This is a genomic window from Flavobacterium arcticum, assembly GCF_003344925.1.
Classification (GTDB): Bacteria; Bacteroidota; Bacteroidia; order Flavobacteriales; family Flavobacteriaceae; genus Flavobacterium; species Flavobacterium arcticum.
In genome coordinates, this window is the sequence record NZ_CP031188.1 from 103,075 (window position 1) to 125,226 (window position 22,152).

Annotated in this window: 16 protein-coding genes; 4 read left to right on the forward strand and 12 right to left on the reverse strand. The window is 34.5% G+C overall.

All coding sequences use genetic code 11. From position 1 onward, the window contains the following. Positions 1-124: 124 nt before the first annotated feature. Positions 125-2,584, reverse strand: a complete 2,460-nt coding sequence (locus tag DVK85_RS00480; protein WP_114676550.1) for a T9SS sorting signal type C domain-containing protein — start codon at positions 2,582-2,584, stop codon at positions 125-127. Positions 2,585-2,933: 349 nt separating this feature from the next. Between DVK85_RS00480 and DVK85_RS00485 the strand changes: the two genes are divergently transcribed. Then, on the forward strand, positions 2,934-3,332 hold the full coding sequence (locus DVK85_RS00485) for a hypothetical protein (protein ID WP_114676551.1): 399 nt from the start codon (positions 2,934-2,936) through the stop codon (positions 3,330-3,332). Positions 3,333-3,367: 35 nt separating this feature from the next. On the opposite strand, the gene DVK85_RS00490 is transcribed toward DVK85_RS00485, so the two are convergent. The 4 genes from DVK85_RS00490 to dapF all read right to left on the reverse strand — a co-directional run bounded on the left by DVK85_RS00490 (position 3,368) and on the right by dapF (position 6,650). Then, positions 3,368-4,015 (reverse strand): peptidoglycan-binding protein LysM, encoded by a 648-nt coding sequence (locus DVK85_RS00490; protein WP_114676552.1) that lies wholly within the window; start codon positions 4,013-4,015, stop codon positions 3,368-3,370. Positions 4,016-4,290: 275 nt separating this feature from the next. After that, complete coding sequence (mltG, locus tag DVK85_RS00495) at positions 4,291-5,331, reverse strand: endolytic transglycosylase MltG (protein ID WP_114676553.1); 1,041 nt, start codon at positions 5,329-5,331, stop codon at positions 4,291-4,293. Positions 5,332-5,343: 12 nt separating this feature from the next. Further along, positions 5,344-5,874 carry a GNAT family N-acetyltransferase gene (locus tag DVK85_RS00500; protein WP_114676554.1) on the reverse strand — a complete coding sequence of 177 codons (531 nt, stop codon included), beginning with the start codon at positions 5,872-5,874 and terminating at the stop codon, positions 5,344-5,346. After that, positions 5,868-6,650: a diaminopimelate epimerase gene (gene dapF, locus DVK85_RS00505; protein WP_114676555.1), complete on the reverse strand. Its 783-nt coding sequence runs from the start codon at positions 6,648-6,650 to the stop codon at positions 5,868-5,870. The genes DVK85_RS00500 and dapF overlap by 7 nt, the downstream gene beginning before the upstream one ends. A gap of 122 nt (positions 6,651-6,772) precedes the next feature. Here dapF and DVK85_RS00510 point away from each other — a divergent pair, with 122 nt between their 5' ends. After that, positions 6,773-8,161 carry a S1C family serine protease gene (locus tag DVK85_RS00510; RefSeq protein WP_114676556.1) on the forward strand — a complete coding sequence of 463 codons (1,389 nt, stop codon included), beginning with the start codon at positions 6,773-6,775 and terminating at the stop codon, positions 8,159-8,161. 163 nt (positions 8,162-8,324) lie between these two features. Continuing rightward, positions 8,325-8,690 (forward strand): hypothetical protein, encoded by a 366-nt coding sequence (locus DVK85_RS00515; RefSeq protein WP_114676557.1) that lies wholly within the window; start codon positions 8,325-8,327, stop codon positions 8,688-8,690. A 34-nt stretch (positions 8,691-8,724) separates the two neighbouring features. Here DVK85_RS00515 and DVK85_RS00520 read toward each other — a convergent pair whose 3' ends face one another. Continuing rightward, the gene (locus DVK85_RS00520; protein WP_162845309.1) at positions 8,725-11,673 is read right to left on the reverse strand and encodes a T9SS type A sorting domain-containing protein; all 2,949 of its coding nucleotides are present in this window, start codon (positions 11,671-11,673) and stop codon (positions 8,725-8,727) included. A gap of 297 nt (positions 11,674-11,970) precedes the next feature. Between DVK85_RS00520 and DVK85_RS00525 the strand changes: the two genes are divergently transcribed. Next, positions 11,971-13,419 (forward strand): glyceraldehyde-3-phosphate dehydrogenase, encoded by a 1,449-nt coding sequence (locus DVK85_RS00525; RefSeq protein WP_114676559.1) that lies wholly within the window; start codon positions 11,971-11,973, stop codon positions 13,417-13,419. 216 nt (positions 13,420-13,635) lie between these two features. Here DVK85_RS00525 and DVK85_RS00530 read toward each other — a convergent pair whose 3' ends face one another. From DVK85_RS00530 to DVK85_RS00555, 6 genes are all read right to left on the reverse strand, one after another. Then, positions 13,636-15,903: an aconitate hydratase gene (locus DVK85_RS00530; protein WP_114676560.1), complete on the reverse strand. Its 2,268-nt coding sequence runs from the start codon at positions 15,901-15,903 to the stop codon at positions 13,636-13,638. A 315-nt stretch (positions 15,904-16,218) separates the two neighbouring features. Beyond that, positions 16,219-16,608 (reverse strand): hypothetical protein, encoded by a 390-nt coding sequence (locus DVK85_RS00535; protein ID WP_114676561.1) that lies wholly within the window; start codon positions 16,606-16,608, stop codon positions 16,219-16,221. Positions 16,609-16,783: 175 nt separating this feature from the next. Further along, the gene (locus DVK85_RS00540; protein ID WP_114676562.1) at positions 16,784-17,737 is read right to left on the reverse strand and encodes an AAA family ATPase; all 954 of its coding nucleotides are present in this window, start codon (positions 17,735-17,737) and stop codon (positions 16,784-16,786) included. Between the two features lie 106 nt (positions 17,738-17,843). Next, a complete protein-coding gene (locus DVK85_RS00545) occupies positions 17,844-19,259 on the reverse strand; it encodes a peptidylprolyl isomerase (protein WP_114678947.1) in 1,416 nt (471 codons plus the stop codon). After that, a complete protein-coding gene (locus tag DVK85_RS00550) occupies positions 19,243-20,097 on the reverse strand; it encodes a hypothetical protein (protein ID WP_114676563.1) in 855 nt (284 codons plus the stop codon). Before DVK85_RS00550 ends, DVK85_RS00545 begins: the two co-directional genes overlap by 17 nt. A 1-nt stretch (position 20,098) precedes the next feature. Then, a complete protein-coding gene (locus tag DVK85_RS00555; RefSeq protein ID WP_114676564.1) occupies positions 20,099-22,072 on the reverse strand; it encodes a peptidylprolyl isomerase in 1,974 nt (657 codons plus the stop codon). Positions 22,073-22,152: the final 80 nt, after the last annotated feature.

Below are 22,152 nucleotides of genomic sequence, written 5' to 3' on the forward strand. Positions count from 1 at the left end.
CAAAAATAAACCACTAAAAACCAGAACGTTACAGCTCACACATTTTCAACACTGCCCAAAAAAACAGCCCTTACGTACCGTAAGGGCTGTTTTTTTTATTATTTTTTACAACTAAAAATTGTCTTTAGAGAATTATCTTTTTAAATATTTTTCCTTTATCGGTGATAATATTGATAATTAAAAGTTGTTGCTGCAATTGAATATTAGATATCACAATAGTACTATCTTGTATATCTTTTTTTGTATAAATAAGACTACCTCTTGCATCATAGATTGTTACATCTTTTAATTCTAAATTACCAGCATCTATAGTTACAACCCCTTCTTTTTGGTAAACTACTACGTCATTAGGCGTTATAGTAAAATTATTACCATCTAAGGCTTGTATGGTATAAATAATCTCGAAACGATTAGTAAACTGCCCTGTTTCGGTAGTAAAGGTATAATCTGCTTCTTTAAGGTTTATTGTTTGATTTGCTACATTGTCTTTTAAGTAAATATCTTGACCTTGCAGGAAAACACCATCAAAATGGTCTAGACTTATAGTATAGCTGCCAGAGATACTTGTGCCATAAGCTATAGGCACTACATCGTTTACTTCAAACTGAGGTCTTGCTTGTATACCAAGTGGTACATCTTCTACAACCGAATATAGCGCTACAACGCCATCGTGAATAAATGCCTTACCATCCCATCCGTAATCTAACCCTAATGTAGTTTGATTACTATAAGTTATAGCCATTTGTTTAAATACACCTTCATCTCCTGTAATATTAAGCCATAATCTAGAAGTTAACGACTCCTCTTGCTGATCCTGTGTAGTTCTAAAAAATTGCCCATTATTAACCCCTACACGCATATCATTATTAAACTCAATACTATTACCCGTTACTTGCACAAAAAATCCTTGTCCAGGATTTATTACCCAGTTAGAAGAATCGCCTATAAAAGTACTAGACCCTGTATCGCCACCCGAAGCAGCATTCATAGTATAAGCAGACTTGGTTACTAGTGCATATGTAGTAGCATTAGGATCGTTTCGTTTCCTCCAAAAATAAAGTGCCGAAGCCCCGTTTATAACACCTGTATTAGCATCATAAAAATCATGGATATTAATTGCCGAAGGGTAAGGATTACCTACTAAATTATAACCATTAAGCGAGTTGGTCGTCGCCACAGTTATATCGCCATTATTAGGTGTTCCTGTAAATGTACCTGTCCATATTGTACCCGGGCTTTCTTCATTTACATAAGCAGGATGATTATTAGGTGTTCTAATAAGGTAACCTGCCCCTGGTATAAAATTATTTTCACTTGGTACTATAGCAGAGTAAAGATCTGCAGCTTCGTCATAATCATAAAAACGATTAGATAATGTTGAAGGAGAAAATTCTTGTAAATTTTGCCCCACAACAGGTGACGACCATAATGTATAATCTAATCTATATAAAGGAGATGAATTTTTCTCTACAATAACATCGCCACTATTTACCACATCGTTAATCTGTATCAAGTTAGCATTATCTTCTATCATGAATACCGCATCTGATGCCACTGAAACTGCATTAGTAACAGTAAGATTACCTCCGCTATTTATAACTAAATTACCTCCTGAAAGCAAAGTAAGACTCTCTACCTCAACAGCATCTCCCGAAGCTATTATAGGTGTAATACTCTGACCGTCTATTGTCACAGCATCTGTAATTACAGGAACACCACCACACCAGTTAAGCTCATTATTCCAATCGTCATCTACCGCACCTGTCCAAGAATTAGGATTTATAGTCACAGTATGTATTGAGGAATATTCCTCTGAACATTCATTACTTTGTACCACTACTCTATAATAGGTAGTAGTTGCTACATTACTTAAACTAAGTGATGTTGTTGTATTCTCTATCTCGGTAACTAATGAACTAAAATCAGAGACAGATGAGGATTCCCATCGTATAACGTTGCCTGTATGCTCTAAAAGGTTTAGTAAACCACTATTTACAGTACTACAAAACTCATTATCTCCTGATATTGATCCACCAACGGTTGTTGGTGTTATAGTAAAAGTAGCTTTGTAATTACTACCGTTATTACCTGCATAAACAGTTCCTCCTTCACATGTTACAGTAGCATCTGAATACACCTCCATCGTGTAATTACCCGCATCGAGACCATTAAGCACATCTGTACTATAAGCAACACTCTCCCATGTTTGGTTTTGCCCTCCACAACCATTATCATATCCACTACTATAATTAAGAGTATTACTCACATAACTACCTGATGGGCTACCTGTAGGGTATACTCTATAATAAATACGAGTACTTGTTAAATCGCAACCGCCACACTTGTATATTTTATGTTCGCCTCCTTTAAATATAAGACCGTTAGTATTCCCTTGACAAAAAGTACCTAGGAATTGCCCATCGAAATCATAATTTCCAGTATCTGCATTAAGATCATAATACAAATCAGCATTACCATTCACTCCAAAAACTATATATGTTTCGTAAAGTCCTGCACTCTGCGCAAATATTTGTGAACAGAACGCACTTATAAATACGAAAAATAAAAATAATTTGATTCTCATAAGTTTAATTCTTAAAATTTTAATTAAAAATAAACTATTTAATTGTTTTGTTAATAACATAAAAATGAAAAACAACAACTATAACGTTTTCGTGTTGATAAATAATTATTTTTAAGCCTATATTTATCAGATATTCAGAGCTTCTAGTGCGGTTTTATCTTATTTAACATGAAGCCAAAAAATCATGCTTTTATGTATTTTTTAATTAAAAAAAGATGTAGTTAATCGATAAAATACATCGTTTTAAAGAAATCATAATATCCAACAAGTATTTTTCTAAATATTTTGCATTATCTTTACAATAAGAAAGAAGAAACCTACTAATAAATCAACAAACACACAACCTAACATGGATTTCATACCGGAATTCTCAATACTTGCTGTACTTTTAGGCATTATTGTAATCTACCTATTTACCGCATCAAAATATAAAAGAAAGAAAACAAGACTTCTTGCAAAGTACCGTAGAGCAAGAAGTAGGTCTTTATATTATCAAGATAAGCTAAGTACTTATATACTTAAGAATGATGCTCAAAATGAAATAATTATCCCAGGAATTACATACGGGCAATTACTAAAAGAGCTTCAAAAACATCATTCGGCCTATCTCTCTGAAAAAAGATATAAAAGGTTAAGACGTAACCCAATACTTATAGGAAAAAACGAAAAAGTATTGCAAATGCAAGAACAGCGTTTAAAAGAAACAGAAGAGAAAATTTCAGTATTAAAAGAAAAATGCCCTGTTTAGAACAGGGCATTTAATATATTATTGAATTAATTATATTAATTCAATTTTACTTTCGCAGAGCGATCAGCAACAATATTCGAGGTGTCATAACCTTCAAATTTTTTAATGTAGCTTCTAAGCGATGTACCAAAACCATCCTTAAAGCCTCTTGTACCATTACTTCTTAAGAATTTTTTTACAGAGCCAGCACCTGCAAGGTGTGCTGCAGCAAGAAGTCCTGATTCGGTAATTTTAATACCATTAATAACCTTACCTTCATACTTAGGTATCTCTCTACGGAGCTCCCACTTATTTTTAGCTAAAAGTGCTTTAAAAGCTCTCTCTTGAAGCTTAGGGCTATTTAAAAATGCCTGAGTATCGGTTATTCCTACTGCTCGCAATGTAACTTTACCAAATTGGTACTTACCCATATAACCGTATGGATTAACTAACTTATATAGTCCTTGAGACTCTTTAGTAGCTACTGCTTGTTTAAAACCGATAAACGATTTTCCAGTAAAAGGAACTGATATTTTTGCGGTTTCGCTTACTGCCGGAACAGTATAATTTAAAACTTCATCCTCCGCCAAATGAAATCCTTCTATTTTACCAAATTGCTTTGCTTCGTTGGGTCTAAAACCCGAACTTACAATTGAAATAATAAGGGCTAAGCCCATAAAATAAATCCATTGTTTTTTAATCATAAAGTTTTATTTCTCATAGTCTGTCACCCTGATGAAATTTACAGGGCGCAAAAGTACAAAAATTTTTTAACCTGATATACAGTGGTTTAACTTTAATTATAATCTTTAACATTTTTGAGCACCTCAAAAACATCATTAAAATTCGCTAAGCTCTTGCAAACATTGATACTAAAGAGACATTGCATAAAATATTATTCTCGCAGTGAAATTTAACAAAAAACAACTTTATAAAAAGAATATTCTCAGTGTTTTTTAACAAATATGAACAAGTGTAATTATCGTTTTATGCCCATTTTTTCTACCCAAGCATGATATTTTTTGCTGTTAGCTTGGTGCTGCGCTCCGGTAACAGCAAACTCATGATAACCAAAATTGGTTACACTTGCACAAAAATAAATATAATTATGCTGTTCTGGATTTAGTACTGCCTCTAGTGCCGAAATATCGGGCATAGCAATAAGACCAGGCGGTACTCCTTGATGCATATAAGTATTATAAGGCGAATCTATAGTAAGGTCTTTATATAAAACTCGTTTTATTACTTGGTCAAAATCACCCGATTCTTTTTTCATGGCATAAATAACCGTAGGGTCGGCTTCGAGCTTCATTCCTTTTTTAAGCCTATTTAAATAAACCCCTGCCACTCTTGGGCGTTCGTCTGCCTTTACTGTTTCTTTATGAACTATAGCAGCTAATGATGATACTTGTAACGGTGTAAGATTTAATGCTTCGGCTTTAGCAATACGTTCTGGTGTCCAAAATTTCCTGTATTCTTTTGCAAGCTTTTCTCGTATCTTTCGTGGAGAGGTATCCCAAAAAAACTCGTATGTATTAGGTATAAAAATACTCAACACATTATCTTCGGTAAAACCATTCTCTGCTAGAAAAGTTTTATTAGTAAATGATTTTAGTAAAGCTACGCTATCAGCCTCTACCTGTACAGCAATTCTGCCTACAGCACGTTCTAATGTTTCTTGATTATTAAATGATACGTTTACGGGTACAGGCTGCCTCAGCGCATTAATAATATCATTACTATTCATTCCTCTCTTAAGTATAAACTTTCCAGCTTTTACATATTGCGGATATGATTTTTTTTGCGCCACCATTCTAAAGCGCTCCATATCTTGTATAAAAGGCTTTACACTATCTTCTACTTGTGCATATATTGCATCCGAAGGAATATATATGGCTATTCTATCTTGTGAAAACGATGTGTTCTCAGAAAATATATCTTTATATATTAGGTAGCCATATATTGTACCTGCTGTTATAACTACTAAAGAGAAAAGTGCTACAAATCTTCTGAATTTCAAAATAATATGATGTTAAGATTGATGAATTAATTGGTACATTGCTTCGTCGGTATATTTATTTACTCTTTTATTCCAGTCTTTTTTTATACCCGTACATACAAAACCAAAATTAGTAAAAAGAGCTATACTCGGTACATTCTCAGTATTAATATTTGCATATAACTGATGAAGCTGTAACCGTGTAAAAGCATAATTTATTAAAAGCTTTAATGCCTGACCTCCAAAACCTATATTTCTGTTGGCTGTTTCTTTTATTACTATACCTACCCCTGCCCTTTTGTTTACCGGGTCAAAATCAAAAAGGTCGATAAGCCCTATAGCTTCAAAACTGTCATTTTTGCAAATGGCAAGACGCAGTTGTTTGGCTTCAAATATATCCTGATGTGCATTCTCTAAATATTGTCTTATTAAAAAGCGACTGTAAGGTGTTATGGTATTACTTACCTCCCACACCACTTCGTTATTCTCCATTTGGTAAACAAATTCCAAGTCGTCGGGTTCTAATGCTCTTAGGTATATATTTTCGCCCTGTAATGTTACCATTTCATTTCACCTTTAAAAACAAATGTTGCAGGACCTGTTAAATAAATCTCTGTAAATTGTTTGTTGTTTTGTTTAAATGAAACTTCAAGCTCCCCACCCTCTGTATTTAGTAAAACTGTATTATTCTCTGTTTTATTAAGCACTTTCATGGCTATAGCTACTGCTGTTACCCCTGTACCGCAAGAAAGCGTTTCATCTTCTACTCCACGCTCATAGGTACGCACTGAAAATTTGTCAGTTTCTCCCTGTTTTACAAAATTAACGTTAGAACCTTTATCGCCATACAAACCACTATAACGAATACCTGCGCCTATAGTTTTTACATCAAAAGTTTCTAATTCGTCTACTAACTCCACATGATGTGGCGAACCAGTATCGAGAAACACATAATTTTCATATACAGCAACAGCATTAACATCTTTCATTTGCAAAGACACAATATCATTTTCATCTATAGTAGCATAGTGCCTACCATCTATTGCTTTAAAAGTAGCATCGTCATCTATAATATCTAGTTTCTTAGCAAACGCTACTATACACCTGCCCCCATTACCGCACATACTACTCTCATTTCCATCGGCATTAAAATATACCATACGAAAATCGGTATCACTATCGTTCTCTAATAGTATTAACCCGTCAGCACCAATGCCAAACTTACGATCGCAAAGTTTTTCAATCAGTTTGGTATTATTTTTGGAAAAGGTATCAGTACGATTATCAACCATAATGAAATCGTTTCCTGTGCCTTGATATTTATAAAATGTGTGTTGCATTATTTTTTAACTATTAAGCAAAAATACAAATAAATGGCTGGGTAACCATTGTAAATATCTTACCCTCAAAAAAAAATATTTTTTACTATAAACCATTAATATATTAAATACTGTTTAAGATTATGAAGAGAATTTCAAGCCTTTTTATTGTAGCATTACTAAGTGGAGCTACTACGCTTGGAGCTTACAAACTGGTATTTGATGAGGATACTGCAAACACCTCCCTATCAGTTGCTCCAGCACAAACAAACTATACTAAAACAGTGGCATTAGGTGCCGAAAATGTAGATTTTACTAAAGCTGCCGATGAGGCAGTACATACTGTTGTACACGTCAAGAACGTTTCGTACTCCAAAACTCCCTCTAACCCTATTATGGAATATTTTTACGGCTATCGTGGTGGCGAGCAGCGAGCTCAAGTAGGTACAGGCTCTGGGGTTATAATTACCGAAGATGGTTATATAGTAACCAATAACCATGTGATACAAAATGCATCAGAACTTGAGGTAACACTTAATGATAACAGGTCGTATAAAGCGCGCTTAGTAGGCACTGACTCTAAAATGGATATTGCTTTACTTAAAGTTGATACTGATGAAAAGCTGGCTTATGCAACTTTTGGCAATTCAGATGATATTAAAGTAGGCGAATGGGTGCTTGCCGTAGGTAACCCTTATAACTTAACCTCTACTGTTACAGCAGGTATTGTTTCGGCTAAAGCACGTAATCTAAGTAAAGATGGTATACAGTCTTTTATACAAACAGATGCTGCCGTTAACCCTGGTAACAGTGGTGGTGCATTAGTAAACACACATGGCGAACTTGTAGGTATTAATACCATGATATCATCTACAACAGGATCTTATGTAGGGTATTCTTTTGCAGTACCTTCTAATATTGCTCGAAAAATTATAGAAGACATTATGGAGTTTGGCAATGTACAGCGTGGTGTACTTGGTGTACAAGGTGGCGAACTTAACAGCTCAGTATCAAAAGAGCTGGGTATTGCCGAAACACAAGGATTCTATGTAAATAGTATTGTGAAAGACTCGGGAGCTGATAAAGCAGGTATTAAAAAAGGTGATATTATTACTGCAATAGATAATAAGCCTGTATACGGCTTCTCTGACCTGAATGCTGCTATAATTACTAAAAGACCTAATGATGTAGTAAAAGTAGGTATTAATAGAGATGGCGATAAGCTTACCATTCCTGTACGTCTTACTAAAAATGAAATATACTCTTACAGCGGTCTCGAACTTGAAAACTTGAGTACTGCCGAAAAGAATAAAATGAAACTTAACTATGGCGTAAGAATAAAAAATATCACTGATGAGCGTTATATGCCTTACTATGATGAACTAAAAGACGGTATTATACTGAGCATTGACAACGTAAAGGCTAAGGATATAGAAACAGTATCTAACGTGCTTTCGGGTAAAAATCCTAATCAAAAAACTCGTGTAGAAATGTTAACTAAAAATGGTGAATTAGTACGATTTTTAATCTAAAAAAAACTTACTTTTTTACCCAAAAAATCCCTGTACATATATGTACAGGGATTTTTATTTTAAGGTAAAAGATATGACAAAACGCAACTTAATGATAACATTAGGATAAATATTATGTGGTTTTGATTTAGGTATTTTTGAGCAAAACTACGAAATACGGATAATGAAAAAGAAAACTGCACGAAAGCTAGAATACTTTTTACATTTTATTACTGCACTACTACTCATTTTAAAAGGAGTTGATGAAATAATTAAAGAACTCTACTATCCTGGGTTTATTATAATAGGATTAGCAGCTATTGTGTTAGTTATTGCTTTTTTTTGGCGCAGCCTCAATATAAAACCAAAACAAGCGCGCATTATATGTTGGTATCTTGAGTCTCCTGCTCTTTTGGTAACATCATATATGTTACATCTCGAAAAGAAAGAGTTTATGCCTCATATATTTTTGCTGGCTGCAATAATGTATCCGGCAATGGGTTTTATTTCTTCTAAAAAATTCAAGAAAATAAGAAAGTCGGCTGCATAGCCGACTTTCTTTTATATTTCAAGTAAATACTTATCTACTTCTTAACAACTTTAATAGTTTTAGAAGCTCCATCAGAAGTTACTTTAACAAGGTAAGTACCTGCTGAAAGCTCAGCCATATTAACTGTCATTTCTTTTTGATTACCATATTGTCCTATTACTTTTTGTCCTATTAGGTTAAATACTTCAACACTCTCTATAACATTTGTGTAAGAAAGGTTTAAAATATCATTTACAGGGTTAGGGTGATATGTAAAAGTACCTGTAGCAAAATCTTCTCTACCTAATACTATATCAACAGTAACTGCAAAAGGCTCACTTTCGCAACCATCTACGGTTTGCGTTACATAATATGTTGCACTCTCTGTCATTTCAGTATTAAGAGAAATAGCATTCTCTCCTGCTAATGCATCTGCTTCAGAGGCATACCATGTATACATAGCATCATCAATTCCTTCAACTACAATTTGCCCTACTATAGGATAAACCAACATATCTGAATCATAGTCAAACTGCTGTGTAGATGAACCTGTTGGTGCAGGAACTACTGGTACAGCATCAATAACTACTGCAATTGACTCACTAATACAGCCTTCGTTATTTTGAACAGAAACCATATAAGAACCTGGATCTAAATCTTCAAATGTTGAAGAAGATTGATAATTAACACCATCTATAGAATAAACAGCATCTATACCAGCAGACGAAGTCACTTCTAATGAACCTGTTGGTGCAATACAAGTAGGCTGTACAATAGTACTCACTGTAGGTGCTTCTGGTGCTTCTGGTGCTAATTCTATAACTACACTTGTAGCTACAGCAAAACAACCTTCTTCACTTACATATACATCATAAGTACCAGACAAAACGCCTTCAAATATGGGTGATGATTGGTATACCATCCCATCTATACTATATTCATATTCTGTTCCTAATGGAGCAGTAACCTCTATAGTACCTGATGATTCGACACAAGTTGGCTGAACACTCTCTACAGTAGCACTCTCTACAGTAACTACATGAGCAACAACAGCGGTACGAGTTTCACTTTCACATCCCTCATCAGGCGTTAATGATGCATAGTACATAGCTTCGTCAACTAATAGTGTTGCTGCTTCAAGAGGTTCTCCTCCTGTTTCATCAGCATACCACAATATGGTATCTCCTTCTGCACTATCTGCAACAAGATCTTGTACTGATGCATCTAGACAAAATGTTTGTTCAGCATCAGCAATAGGAGCTTCGGTATCACAAGTAATAGTAAGTACACCACTCACATTAGTTACACCATCCCAGTAACCTCCTCCTGTTGCTGTATAACCGCCGTAAGTATAAGAACCACTTTCAAGTTGAAATCTACTAGCATAATAATATGTACCCGCTGCAAGACCATCGCCTATATCGGCCATAAACTCATCGTTATTTCCTGTTACTGAAGTATTGTATTCGGCAAGTATCCAAGTTGTCCAAGTAGAAGGATCAGTATCTTCATCATTAACCCCTATCCACGCTACAACACCTGTACCTGCGCCTGGTCCTTCGGTAACACCTGGCTCATAAGCTTGCGCATATACAGTACCTGTGTTCCCTACTTCAAGATCCATAGTACTAGGGTATTGCAGATTCACATAATCTAACTGTGCCGATGGCATTATATTTATTAAATAATCTTCTGCTTGACCGTAACCAACGCCGTCTTCACTAGAGCATGGATCTGTAGAATATTCATCAAAAAGCTTTAATACTCTCATATAGGTTACACCCTCCATAGCTGTAACAGGTATTTCGATTTCTGTAATAGCTTGTTCTCCATCTTCTCCACTAGAACTATCAACAGAACCTGCTAAGAAAACTTCACCTTCATCATCAAGCACTCCATTTTGATTAAAATCTATATAAACTGTAAAAGGAGTTTCATAAGTACCATTAGTGTTACCTTCTAAGGTAATAGTATAAGTTTGACCTGCAATTACTTCTGCAGGAGTTAATGACGTAAAATTTTCTACACCAGGTGTACCATCAACCGTAGCAGATGTAGTATTATCAATACCTGCAAAACCTACATATGTTATTGGTTCTACATTTGAGTCAAACTCTATATCACAATAGCACGGTAAACCAGTAGAAGTAACCATAACAGGTGTACTCGTTACAGACTCTGAACTAGCTATACAAGTAATTATAGCTTGATACCAAGTATTCTCTAACTGCGTTGTAGTATAATTAGGACCATCGCCACCTGTTTCAACATCTGTATAATCAACGCCATTTGTCGAAGTTTGCCATTGAATACTAAGTCCATCATCAGTATAACCTGGAGATAATGATAGCGTCACAGTCTCTGTATTACATACTGTTACTAAAGATGCTTGTGCTACAGAAGCTGTTGGTGTACCAACACACTCAACAGGTTCTGCTTGAGTAGCTTCTATATTATCTATAAAAATGTAAAAATCATTGTCGTAATTATCAATTTCTGCATATAATTTAAGATACACCTCAGCTCCTACAGACGCTGAAAAATCAACTATTCGTGTAGCACAGTCTCCCGAAACTATATGGTTACTTGTGTCTACCGTTTCAAGTAATGTAAATGGGCCTGACTCGGAAGTAGCATATAATACTTGGAAAAAACCCCAGTCATCTGAGTTTTCTACAGGATCAAGGTCTCCATACGTTAGTAATTTGTAATCATAGCTCAGCGTAATTACTCCTCCATTAGATGTACCTATAGATGGAGTCACTGTTTCGGCCACATCAAGACCATCACCCCACCATGGGTCATAGTATAAGTTTGTAGCCAATGATATATCTCCTCCACAAGAAGACTCATCACTCGTCCAAAAGTCAGTTCCCGAACCAGGGTAATCATAAGGAAGGAAACTTTCAAAATCTTCAGAGAAATTTACTTGAGAATACGCTTCAGGAATAAAGAGTATACTAATTAAAAGACTGTAAATAGTCCATTGTAAATGTTTTTTCATTTCGAACAATTTTAATTGGTTAGATAATAAAATTAACATTTTTTATGTATTTAAACCCATTTAATCACATTTATAACAAAATTTTATGACATATTTAACAGTTAAAGATTTGCAATTTTCATTTATGAGTAAAAAGAGAATTAATTTTAATATAAACATGTTCTTCTTTAATATTTTTATCATCTAATAATTATATTATACATAATCAGCGTAAAAAAAGTGAAATTTATTTTACGAAAACGTTTGAAATATATACTTTTGCACCGTAATAACAACACTAATTAATCTTTTACATTCATGAACAATAATGTTTTATACGAAAAGGAACTGTCTTTCCAAGCTGACCGAAGGAGAGCAGGGGTAGAATTCATTAAAATTGTAAGCGATCTATGGTATGATAAATCTATAGAGCTTGTACTATTTAGAAATCAGCTTATAGACAGAAACGTAAGCGACATTATTAACTTGCATGAATATGCTGTTGAGTTTGTAAACAAACCCATAAATATATTCGACTCTGTAGAAATCGCAAGAGCCATACAGTCGTTAGATCTTCCACCTTCTCGTGTAGATATAGGTAAGCTTACTTATGAGTACCATCTTGAAGATGATAAATATAACGATGCTACAGCTTTTGTACTAGATAAACTTAAAGATGCCAAAGCAAGCCGAAATATTGAACCTAAAGATGTAGTACTATATGGTTTTGGACGAATAGGAAGGTTATTAGCAAGAGAAATGATGTCGAAAATAGGTAAAGGCAACCAGCTACGCCTTAGAGCCATTGTTACTCGTGATAAAAACAATACTGACTTACTTGAAAAAAGAGCTTCATTATTGCGTTATGACTCTATACATGGTGATTTTGAAGGCTCGGTATCTGCCGATCCTGAAAATAATGCGCTTATCATAAATGGTACTACTGTACACATGATTAGTGCAGGAAGCCCAGAGGAGATAGATTATACTAAATATGGTATTAACAATGCGCTTATTATTGATAACACAGGGGCATTTACTACCGAAGAAGCTTTAAAACGTCACCTTACTTCTAACGGAGCAGAAAAAGTATTACTTACTGCACCAGGTAAAGGTGTACCTAATATAGTATATGGTGTAAACCAAAATGAGTATAACCCTGATGAAGTTGATATTTTCTCGGCAGCATCATGTACTACTAATGCGATAACTCCAGTACTTAAAGCTGTAGAAGATACACTAGGGGTAGTAAAAGGACACCTAGAAACAATACATGCATATACTAACGACCAGAACTTGGTTGATAATATGCACAAAAAATACCGCCGTGGTAGAGCTGCAGGGCTTAATATGGTTATTACCGAAACTGGTGCTGGTAGCGCTGTTGCTAAAGCATTACCATCATTAGCAGGTAAGTTAACCTCTAACGCTATTCGTGTACCTGTACCTAACGGATCATTAGTAGTACTAAACCTAGAAATAGAAAAAAACACTACTGTAGCTGAGGTAAATGATATTATGAAGCACTACGCCTTAGAGGGGCAACTGGTAGAGCAGATAAAATATTCGCTTAGTAACGAACTAGTATCATCTGATATTGTAGGGACTGCTCAGCCTGCTATTTTTGATAGCCATGCCACTATAGTGAGTGCCGATGGTAAAAACATAGTACTATATATATGGTATGATAACGAGTATGGTTATAGCCATCAAGTAATACGTCTTGCAAAATATATAGCGCAAGTAAGAAGATATACTTACTACTAGTAGACAGTAATAGATGCGGACAGAAAACTTAACCTATTTTCTGTACAAGATCCGGCTCAATTGAGTCGGATTTTTTGTTTGTATAATCATTAACACAGCAAACAATTTAATTATAAAACTAATTAATATACTAAACTTGCGAAACCAATAAATAAAAAAACTCCCCAGCTTTCACTAGGGAGTTTTACTATATAAACTATAAGCGTTTAGTGCTAATTAAGCATTGCTTGCAGCAGCAATAAGGTTTAGTGCACTACCTGCAACAAACCAGCCTATTTGTCCTTCGTTATACGAATGGTTAGCCATAATAACCTCTTTAGTACCATCTGCATGTACTACCTCAATAGTAAGTTGTTTACCTGGTGCAAACTCCTTAAGATCTATAAAGTTAAAGGTATCATCTTCTTGTATCTTGTCATAATCAGCTTCGTTAGCAAACGTTAACCCTAACATTCCTTGTTTTTTAAGGTTAGTTTCGTGTATACGTGCAAACGATTTTACAAGTACTACTCTTACACCAAGGTGTCTTGGCTCCATAGCAGCATGCTCACGGCTAGAACCTTCGCCATAGTTGTGGTCTCCCACTACTACTGTAGGTACACCCGCAGCTTTATAAGCACGCGCTGTAGCAGGTACAGCATCATACTCGCCTGTAAGCTGATTCTTAACGTTGTTTGTTTTTTGGTTAAATGCATTAATAGCACCTATAAGCATATTGTTTGATATATTGTCTAGGTGACCACGAAAACGTAACCAAGGTCCTGCCATAGAAATATGGTCGGTAGTACATTTACCAAAAGCTTTTATAAGCAATTTAGCACCTATAATATTTTCGCCATCCCATGGTGTAAACGGAGCTAGTAATTGTAAACGCTCTGAACTATCGCTTACAACAATTTTCACTCCAGATCCATCGACTGCAGGAGCTTGAAAACCTGGGTCTTCAGCATCAAATCCTTTAGGTGGTAGTTCGTTACCTGTTGGCTCATCAAGCATTACCTCTTCACCATCTTCGTTTATTAATTTATCTGTCAATGGGTTAAATCCTAAGTCTCCTGCAATAGCCAGTGCTGTTACAAGCTCAGGAGAGCCTACAAATGCAAGTGTGTTAGGGTTACCATCGGCACGCTTAGAGAAGTTACGGTTAAATGAGTGAACAATTGTGTTGCGCTCTTCTTTTTCAGAACCTTCTCTATCCCACATACCAATACACGGTCCGCAGGCATTAGCAAATACCGTAGCTCCAATTTTATCGAAAGTATCAATAAAACCATCGCGCTCTATAGTATAACGTACTACTTCAGATCCTGGAGTAATCGTAAATTTAGATTTTGTTTTTAGATTTTTATCTGCAACTTGCTTAGCTAGTGAAGCCGAACGTGAAATATCTTCGTAAGAAGAGTTTGTACAAGAACCTATCAAACCTACTTGAATGTTTAATGGCCAATCGTTCTTAATAGCTGTTTCTCTCATTTTAGAGATAGGTGTAGCTAAATCTGGAGTGAAAGGACCATTAAGGTATGGTTCTAGTTCGCTAAGGTTTATTTCGATAACTTGATCAAAATATTGCTCAGGATTAGCATATACTTCATCATCTGCAGTAAGGTAAGATGCTACTTCGTTAGCTGCATCGGCTACATCAGCTCTGTTTGTAGCACGTAGGTAACGATCCATAGACTCGTCATATCCAAAAGTAGAGGTAGTTGCTCCAACTTCTGCACCCATGTTACAAATAGTACCTTTACCAGTACAAGACATTGCCTTAGCACCTTCTCCAAAATATTCTACAACCGCACCTGTACCACCTTTTACAGTAAGGATACCAGCTACTTTAAGAATAACGTCTTTAGGAGCTGTCCAGCCAGATAGTTTACCTGTTAGTTTTACACCTATAAGTTTCGGGAATTTAAGTTCCCAAGCCATACCACTCATTACATCTACAGCATCGGCACCACCTACTCCAATAGCAAGCATACCAAGACCTCCTGCATTTACAGTATGAGAGTCAGTACCAATCATCATTCCGCCAGGGAAAGCATAGTTTTCTAAAACTACTTGGTGTATAATACCTGCTCCTGGTTTCCAGAAACCAATACCATATTTATTAGATACAGAAGAAAGGAAGTCAAATACTTCATTACTCTGTTCTTTAGCTCTTTTTAAATCGGCATTAGCGCCTACTTTTGCTTGTATAAGGTGATCACAATGCACTGTTGTTGGTACAGCTACTTGTGGTTTACCTGCATGCATAAACTGTAGTAGTGCCATTTGTGCAGTAGCATCTTGACAAGCTACTCTATCTGGAGCAAAATCTACATAGTCTTTACCGCGGGTAAAAGCTTGAGAGGGTGTTCCGTCCCAAAGGTGTGAGTATAAAATCTTTTCCGAAAGTGTAAGCGGACGACCAACAAGTTCGCGTGCCTTATCAACACGTTCAGCCATATTAGCATACACCTTTTTGATCATATCAATATCAAAAGCCATAGTAAATTGTATTAATGTTCGTTTGTATAAATGTGGCGTAAAATTACTAATTCTTAAATCAATTAAAAAATTTTTAGCGTTTCTTTAATTTACTGGAATTATTATTTATAAACATTCTATTTTGATACAAATAATGCAATAAACTCACATAAGCCAACCTTTTTTTTGTGAATTCTCAAAATACAATTGATATTTTGAGAATTTGAAAACATATTATGTTTTACAAAATAGCACAGCCATTTACAACACTATGTAAATGGCTGTGCTATTTTGTAAAAACATCTAAAACGATATAGTTATATCTTATTTATACCGCTATAACTTGAATGATATAGTAAACTCGTTATCAGCACAACTTTTATCTGTAGTAAGATAGTTGTATAACATTCTTCCTGACATAAAAACACCAGTACCAAATATTAGACCTCCAATAACAAGTAGCATTATAGCATTGGTAGTAATTGTTTCAAACTCTAGAAACTCTGAATATACAGCACCTAGCATAAATAGAGAAAATAAGCCTAATATATTGCCATATATAATTCCTGTAAGTCTGTTTTTATAAACAAGCTGCAAAAATAATAACCAAACGATTAAAAGCGCAACGTAATTGATATTGCTACTAGAATATAAATTTTCAAGTAGCCAAAACCCGCCTAAACCTATAAAAAAGATTTCGGGTAGATTAGTTAGGAGTGATTTCATTTCTTTTTTAGATTATATAACAAATATATAACGTAGAAATTACTGATTTATTCTGTTTATGAAAATTTTATGAAGATATTATTAACAAAATGTCAATAAAAAGAGAATAAATTTAAATTATTATTACATCTAATTTAATATTTAACTAAAATTACTTTTATGATTATAAGAGCTGTTAAAAAAGTTTTGTTATTATCATTTCTTCAGTAATACCCTCTGCATCAGCTTTGTAATTCTTAATGATTCTATGTCGTAATATCCCCGTAGCAACAGCCTGCACATCCTCTATATCGGGAGAGTACTTACCATTAAGTGCGGCATTAGTTTTTGCTGCCAAAATTAAGTTTTGTGATGCACGTGGCCCTGCACCCCAATCGAGGTAGGTATTTACAAAATCATCTGTTAGAGGGTTACCTGGTCTTGTTTTACTCACAAGCTTTACAGCATATTCAATAACGTTATCAGCAACAGGTATTCTACGTATCAGATTTTGAAAATCAAGAATTTCTTGTGCTGTAAATAGTGGCGATACTATTTGCTTTACATCTGCCGTAGTGCTTTTTACTACTTGCACTTCTTCTTCAAAAGAAGGATACTCTAGCTTAATAGCAAACATAAATCTATCTAACTGTGCCTCTGGTAACGGATATGTACCCTCTTGCTCTATTGGGTTTTGTGTTGCTAAAACAAAATAAGGTAAAGAAAGCTTATGGTGGTGTCCCGCAATAGTTACCGCTTTTTCCTGCATAGCCTCAAGTAAGGCTGCTTGGGTTTTTGGTGGTGTACGGTTTATTTCATCTGCTAATATTATATTAGAAAATATAGGTCCTTTTATGAATTTAAATTGCCTGTTCTCATCTAGTATTTCACTCCCTAATATATCCGAAGGCATAAGATCTGGGGTAAACTGTATACGTTTAAAGTCAAGACCAAGAGCCTGCGATATGGTGTTTACCATAAGTGTCTTTGCCAAACCTGGCACACCTACAAGCAGTGCATGCCCTCCAGAGAAGATACTTATCACTATTTGGTTTATCACATCATCCTGACCTACAATTATTTTTGCAATTTCTTTCTTAAGGTCTTTTTGTTTTTGCACTAAATGCTGAATAGCTGCTACGTCTGACATTGATGTACTCTTGTTTATATAAATAAAGCTAAGGAAAATTCCTTAGCTTCAAACTTAAAAATATTTTTACTCTTTACCTAACATTTATTTGTATGGCATAAGAAAATTATTTAACCCAGTTATTAGCAAAGTTACACTCACGATATTCAGGACTTACTTTTACGTAGGTTTCCTCAATTTTTTCGTTGCTCCACTTGGCTATTGCTTGTATTTGTTTTTCTTTAAGAGCAAGGTCTTTTATCTTAGTATAATCTAAGGCATAATCTGCTGTGTGCTCGTCATAACGATTAATAACAGTCATTATTTTCCAACTTTTTCCTGTTCTTTCATCATCATTTAGTAAAGCTGGCGATATCTCGTCCTCTTTAAGATCGACTACATCGCTATATATTTCTGGCGGAAGCTTGGTTAATTCAAAACGAGTTTCTAATGTTCTTGGGTTCAACAATAACCCTCCACTATTTCTTGTTTCTTTTTCATCAGATTCTGACCTTGCTGCTTCGGCAAATGATATTTCACCGTTTTGTATGCGTTGTCTTATCTGTATTATTCTTTCTTTAGCTTTGTTTAATGCTTCATTACTAACTTTTGGTTTCATTAGTATATGCCTTACATCTAATTCTTGCCCCCTAATTTTCTCTACATATATAAGGTGGTAACCAAACTCTGTTTCTACTGGCTCAGAAATCTCTCCTTCGTCAAGACTAAAAGCAACATCTTTAAACTCTTTTACAAAAGGTGTTTTTCTAGTCATTTTATAATATCCGCCATTAGACCTCGAACCTGGATCTTCAGAGTACAATACTGCTTTACTATAAAAACTAGCACCATTTTGCTGTACATCATTTTTTATTTCGTTGAGTCTATCTATTACTCTTTGCTTTGCTTCTTGAGAAATTTCGGGTTTTATTACAATTTGTGCTACCTCCATTTCGGCACCAAATACGGGTATTTCTTCGCCTTTAAATTTAGCAAAAAATATCCTTACCTCCTCTGGAGTAATGGTAACCTCATCAATTATTTTCTTTTGCATTTGCTCAGTAAGCTTTTGCGTTTTTATCATTTCGAAAAGTTCGGTCTTAAAAGATTCCATATCTCTCTTTTTAAAATAAGATACCATTTTCTCTTCAGATCCTATTTGCTCTACAAAATAATCTATTTGCTTACTCATAGTCTCGTTTACCTCAGCATCAGTAACAATAATACTATCTTGTATTGCTTGGTGGGCATATAGTTTATCTTCCATCAGCTTACCTAAAAGCTCACAACGTTTAACGTCTTTTACCGGCACATTTTGAGCTTGCAGCTCTCTATACATTAAATCAATATCAGAATCTAGTACTACATAATCTCCTACTACTGCTACAATGCCATCTACTTTTATTCTACCAGTTGGTTTTACAGTAACTGGCTTTACAGTATCTGTTTCTGTTTCTTTAATAATTTCCTGAGCTTTTATAGGTGCAAAAGCAAGGAATGTAAAAGCAAGTACAAGGTATATCTTGCTATTTATAAATTTCATATTTGTTGTTTTTAATCGCATCGTCTGTTATTTCTTTTTCTAACTTCTTTATTAACTCCAGTTTCCTGCTATTTATTATAAGCTGCTGTAGTGTAGGTCTAATATACTCATAAGGAGATATACTATTTTTGCTAAGCACTTTTGCCACCTTTACCATATATACATCAGTCGAGTCGGGATATTGGTATGACATCCCATCAGCAATATATGTATCACGATTGTCAGGAGTAATAAATGGTAACTTGGTGTATACTTGATTCATATTTACCCATGTACTATCATTGAATGCAAAACTTTTAAACTGTATAGATATATCATTAAGTGCTTTAAAGTCTTTTTTATTATTACTTAAAAACTTCGATTTAACAACCGAAAATTTAGGATGATCTTTATCTAGCTTTATGTATTTTAACCTTACAAGTGTTTCGGCAGTCCTAAAATTATCTTTATATGAGTTATAATAGGCTTTAATATCTTCATCTGTTACTAAAGTATCTACACTTCGCTTTACAAGCTCTTCTATATAAGCTTTGGTATATAAATCTGTCTTATATTGTTTTATTAAATTATCGAACTCCTTTTGCTTATCTTGACTAAGGTTTACCTCTGCGGCATTATACATTAGTTTTTGCGAAGCCCAACGATCTATAAAACTTTTTATTATTGCAATACTATCTTCTTTTGAAGTACCTATAGGAACTATACCTTTAATATCATTGGGGTAAAGGTACGAATTATTAACCCTAGCTACTGCTTCTGGTTTTTGCTCTTCTTTTTTGAAAAAATCGCAAGACCAAAGGGTGAGTACTGCAAGAAACAGAATAGCCTTTTTTATCATATTATTGATGAAGCTGTTTTTTTACTTTTCCAAATACATCTTTGTTTACTTTTACAGTAAATTCAGACTTAAGACTATCTACCCAAGTACTTTCAAGGTACTGCTGATAATCGTTTATTACACGTCCTTTACACTCCTCTAGAGTTTTTGAACCAGCAGGCAATATTTTATTAGTTTTTACTACATAATAATAATCACCTTTTTCTATAATGCCAGAAACACCTTCTTTATACTTATCTTGTTTTGGTAATACTTCGTTATCCGTTTCAAAAACACCTACTTTTTCTATAACAGCAACTTTATCTGCTGTGTTTAGTTTTTCTTTAATATATGTAGCGTCTTTACCTTTTTTAAGGTATTTTCTTGTTTTCTTTATAACACTTTCGTCAGTAGAAGAATATATATCTACATCTACTCTCTCTTTCCACTGGTAGTGAGCTATATTATTTTTATAAAATTGCTCAAGCCCAGTAGTATCAATTTTTGCTTTTTCCCAAATTTCTTTTTCCATAAGATCAAAAAGCAATAAACCATCTCGATACTCCTCCATTACAATACCAAACTCAGGATATTCTCTTTCAAGGTTATCATTATAGTAAATAGCAATTTGCTCATCTAAATATTTATCTATAACAGCATCTGCATATTTAGATAGTGGTTTTAGTGGTGCAACACTTGTTTGGTGTGAAGCAAGGTAATCTAAAAACGGTTTTACTTTAAGTTCCTTTTCTCCGTTAATAGTAAGTAAGGTTTTGTCATAAATATCGCTCTCTGCTGGTACAGCCCAAGATTTTTCATATACTTTTTCGTTAAGCATCTTTAGCATTTTAGCATACACCTTAGCATCTCTATCTACCTTATATTTAACTCTAAGTTTCTCATTCATAGAAGCAGCTATAAGCTTAGAGCGGTCATCTCTCTTTATTCTGTTTTCAAATTCATCTTTTACATCTTCGAAAGGTTTAGCAGCGTGTTTTTCTATAAGTTTAACAATATGCCAACCGTATTCTGACTGAAATGGTTCAGAATATTCTCCTGGTGTATTTAATGCAAATGCATGATCTTCGAATGTAACAGAGCTTAGTTCTCCTGAATTAAACTTATTTAGCTTACCTCCTGCTGGTGCAGTAGATTTATCTTGAGAAAACTGCTTAGCTAAGCTTTCAAAGTCTTCTCCTTGCTTTAATTTTTGGTATATCTCTTCTATAGTTTGCTTTGCTTTAGCTTCTTCGGCAGCATCTTCTTTCCTTGGCTTTAATATCATTATGTGTGCAACGCTAATTTCACCTCTATTATCTCTTACATCATTTACTTTTATTAAATGATATCCATAACGAGTGCGCACAGGCATAGAAACCTCTCCTTTAGGTGTGTTATATGCTCCACTCTCAAACTGATATACCATTCTAAAAACAGAGAAATATCCTAACTCTCCTTTATTATCTTTAGCAGAAGGATCTTCGGAATATTGCACAGCAAGTTGACCAAAATCTTGACCTGCTAATGCTTTTTTACGCACATCTATAGCCTTATTGTATGCTTTTAGTGTATCGGCAGGCGTTGCATTTTCACTTACCATAAACAGTATATGTGAACCGTTTATTTCTTTTTTAGAACGTTCATAGGCTTCTTCAAGAAGTTCATCGGTTACCTCTGTATCGGTAAGGTAGTTTTTAGCAAGCTGAGTACGATATGATTTTAGCTCGCTTTGGTATTTTTTACCATCTTGCAAACCAAGTTTGTTTGCTTTATTCACTTTCAATTTATAACCTATAAAAAGGTCGAGGTAATTATCTAAATCTTTTTGAGAGTCATCTTTTACCAAATCGAGGTTTTTATTATACACTCTTACAAATTCTTCAGTATAATAAGGGTTACCGTCTATGGTAAATAAAACCTCTTTTTTTTCCTGTTGAGCAAACGAAGTTGCTGCAATAAATAAGAATAAACCTAAAAGAACCTTTTTTAATTTCATTGTCGTTAAAATTTATAACACTTAAACTCGGTTAGTAAACGTATATAACTATATGTTAGTATAAATTATTAGCCGCTTTT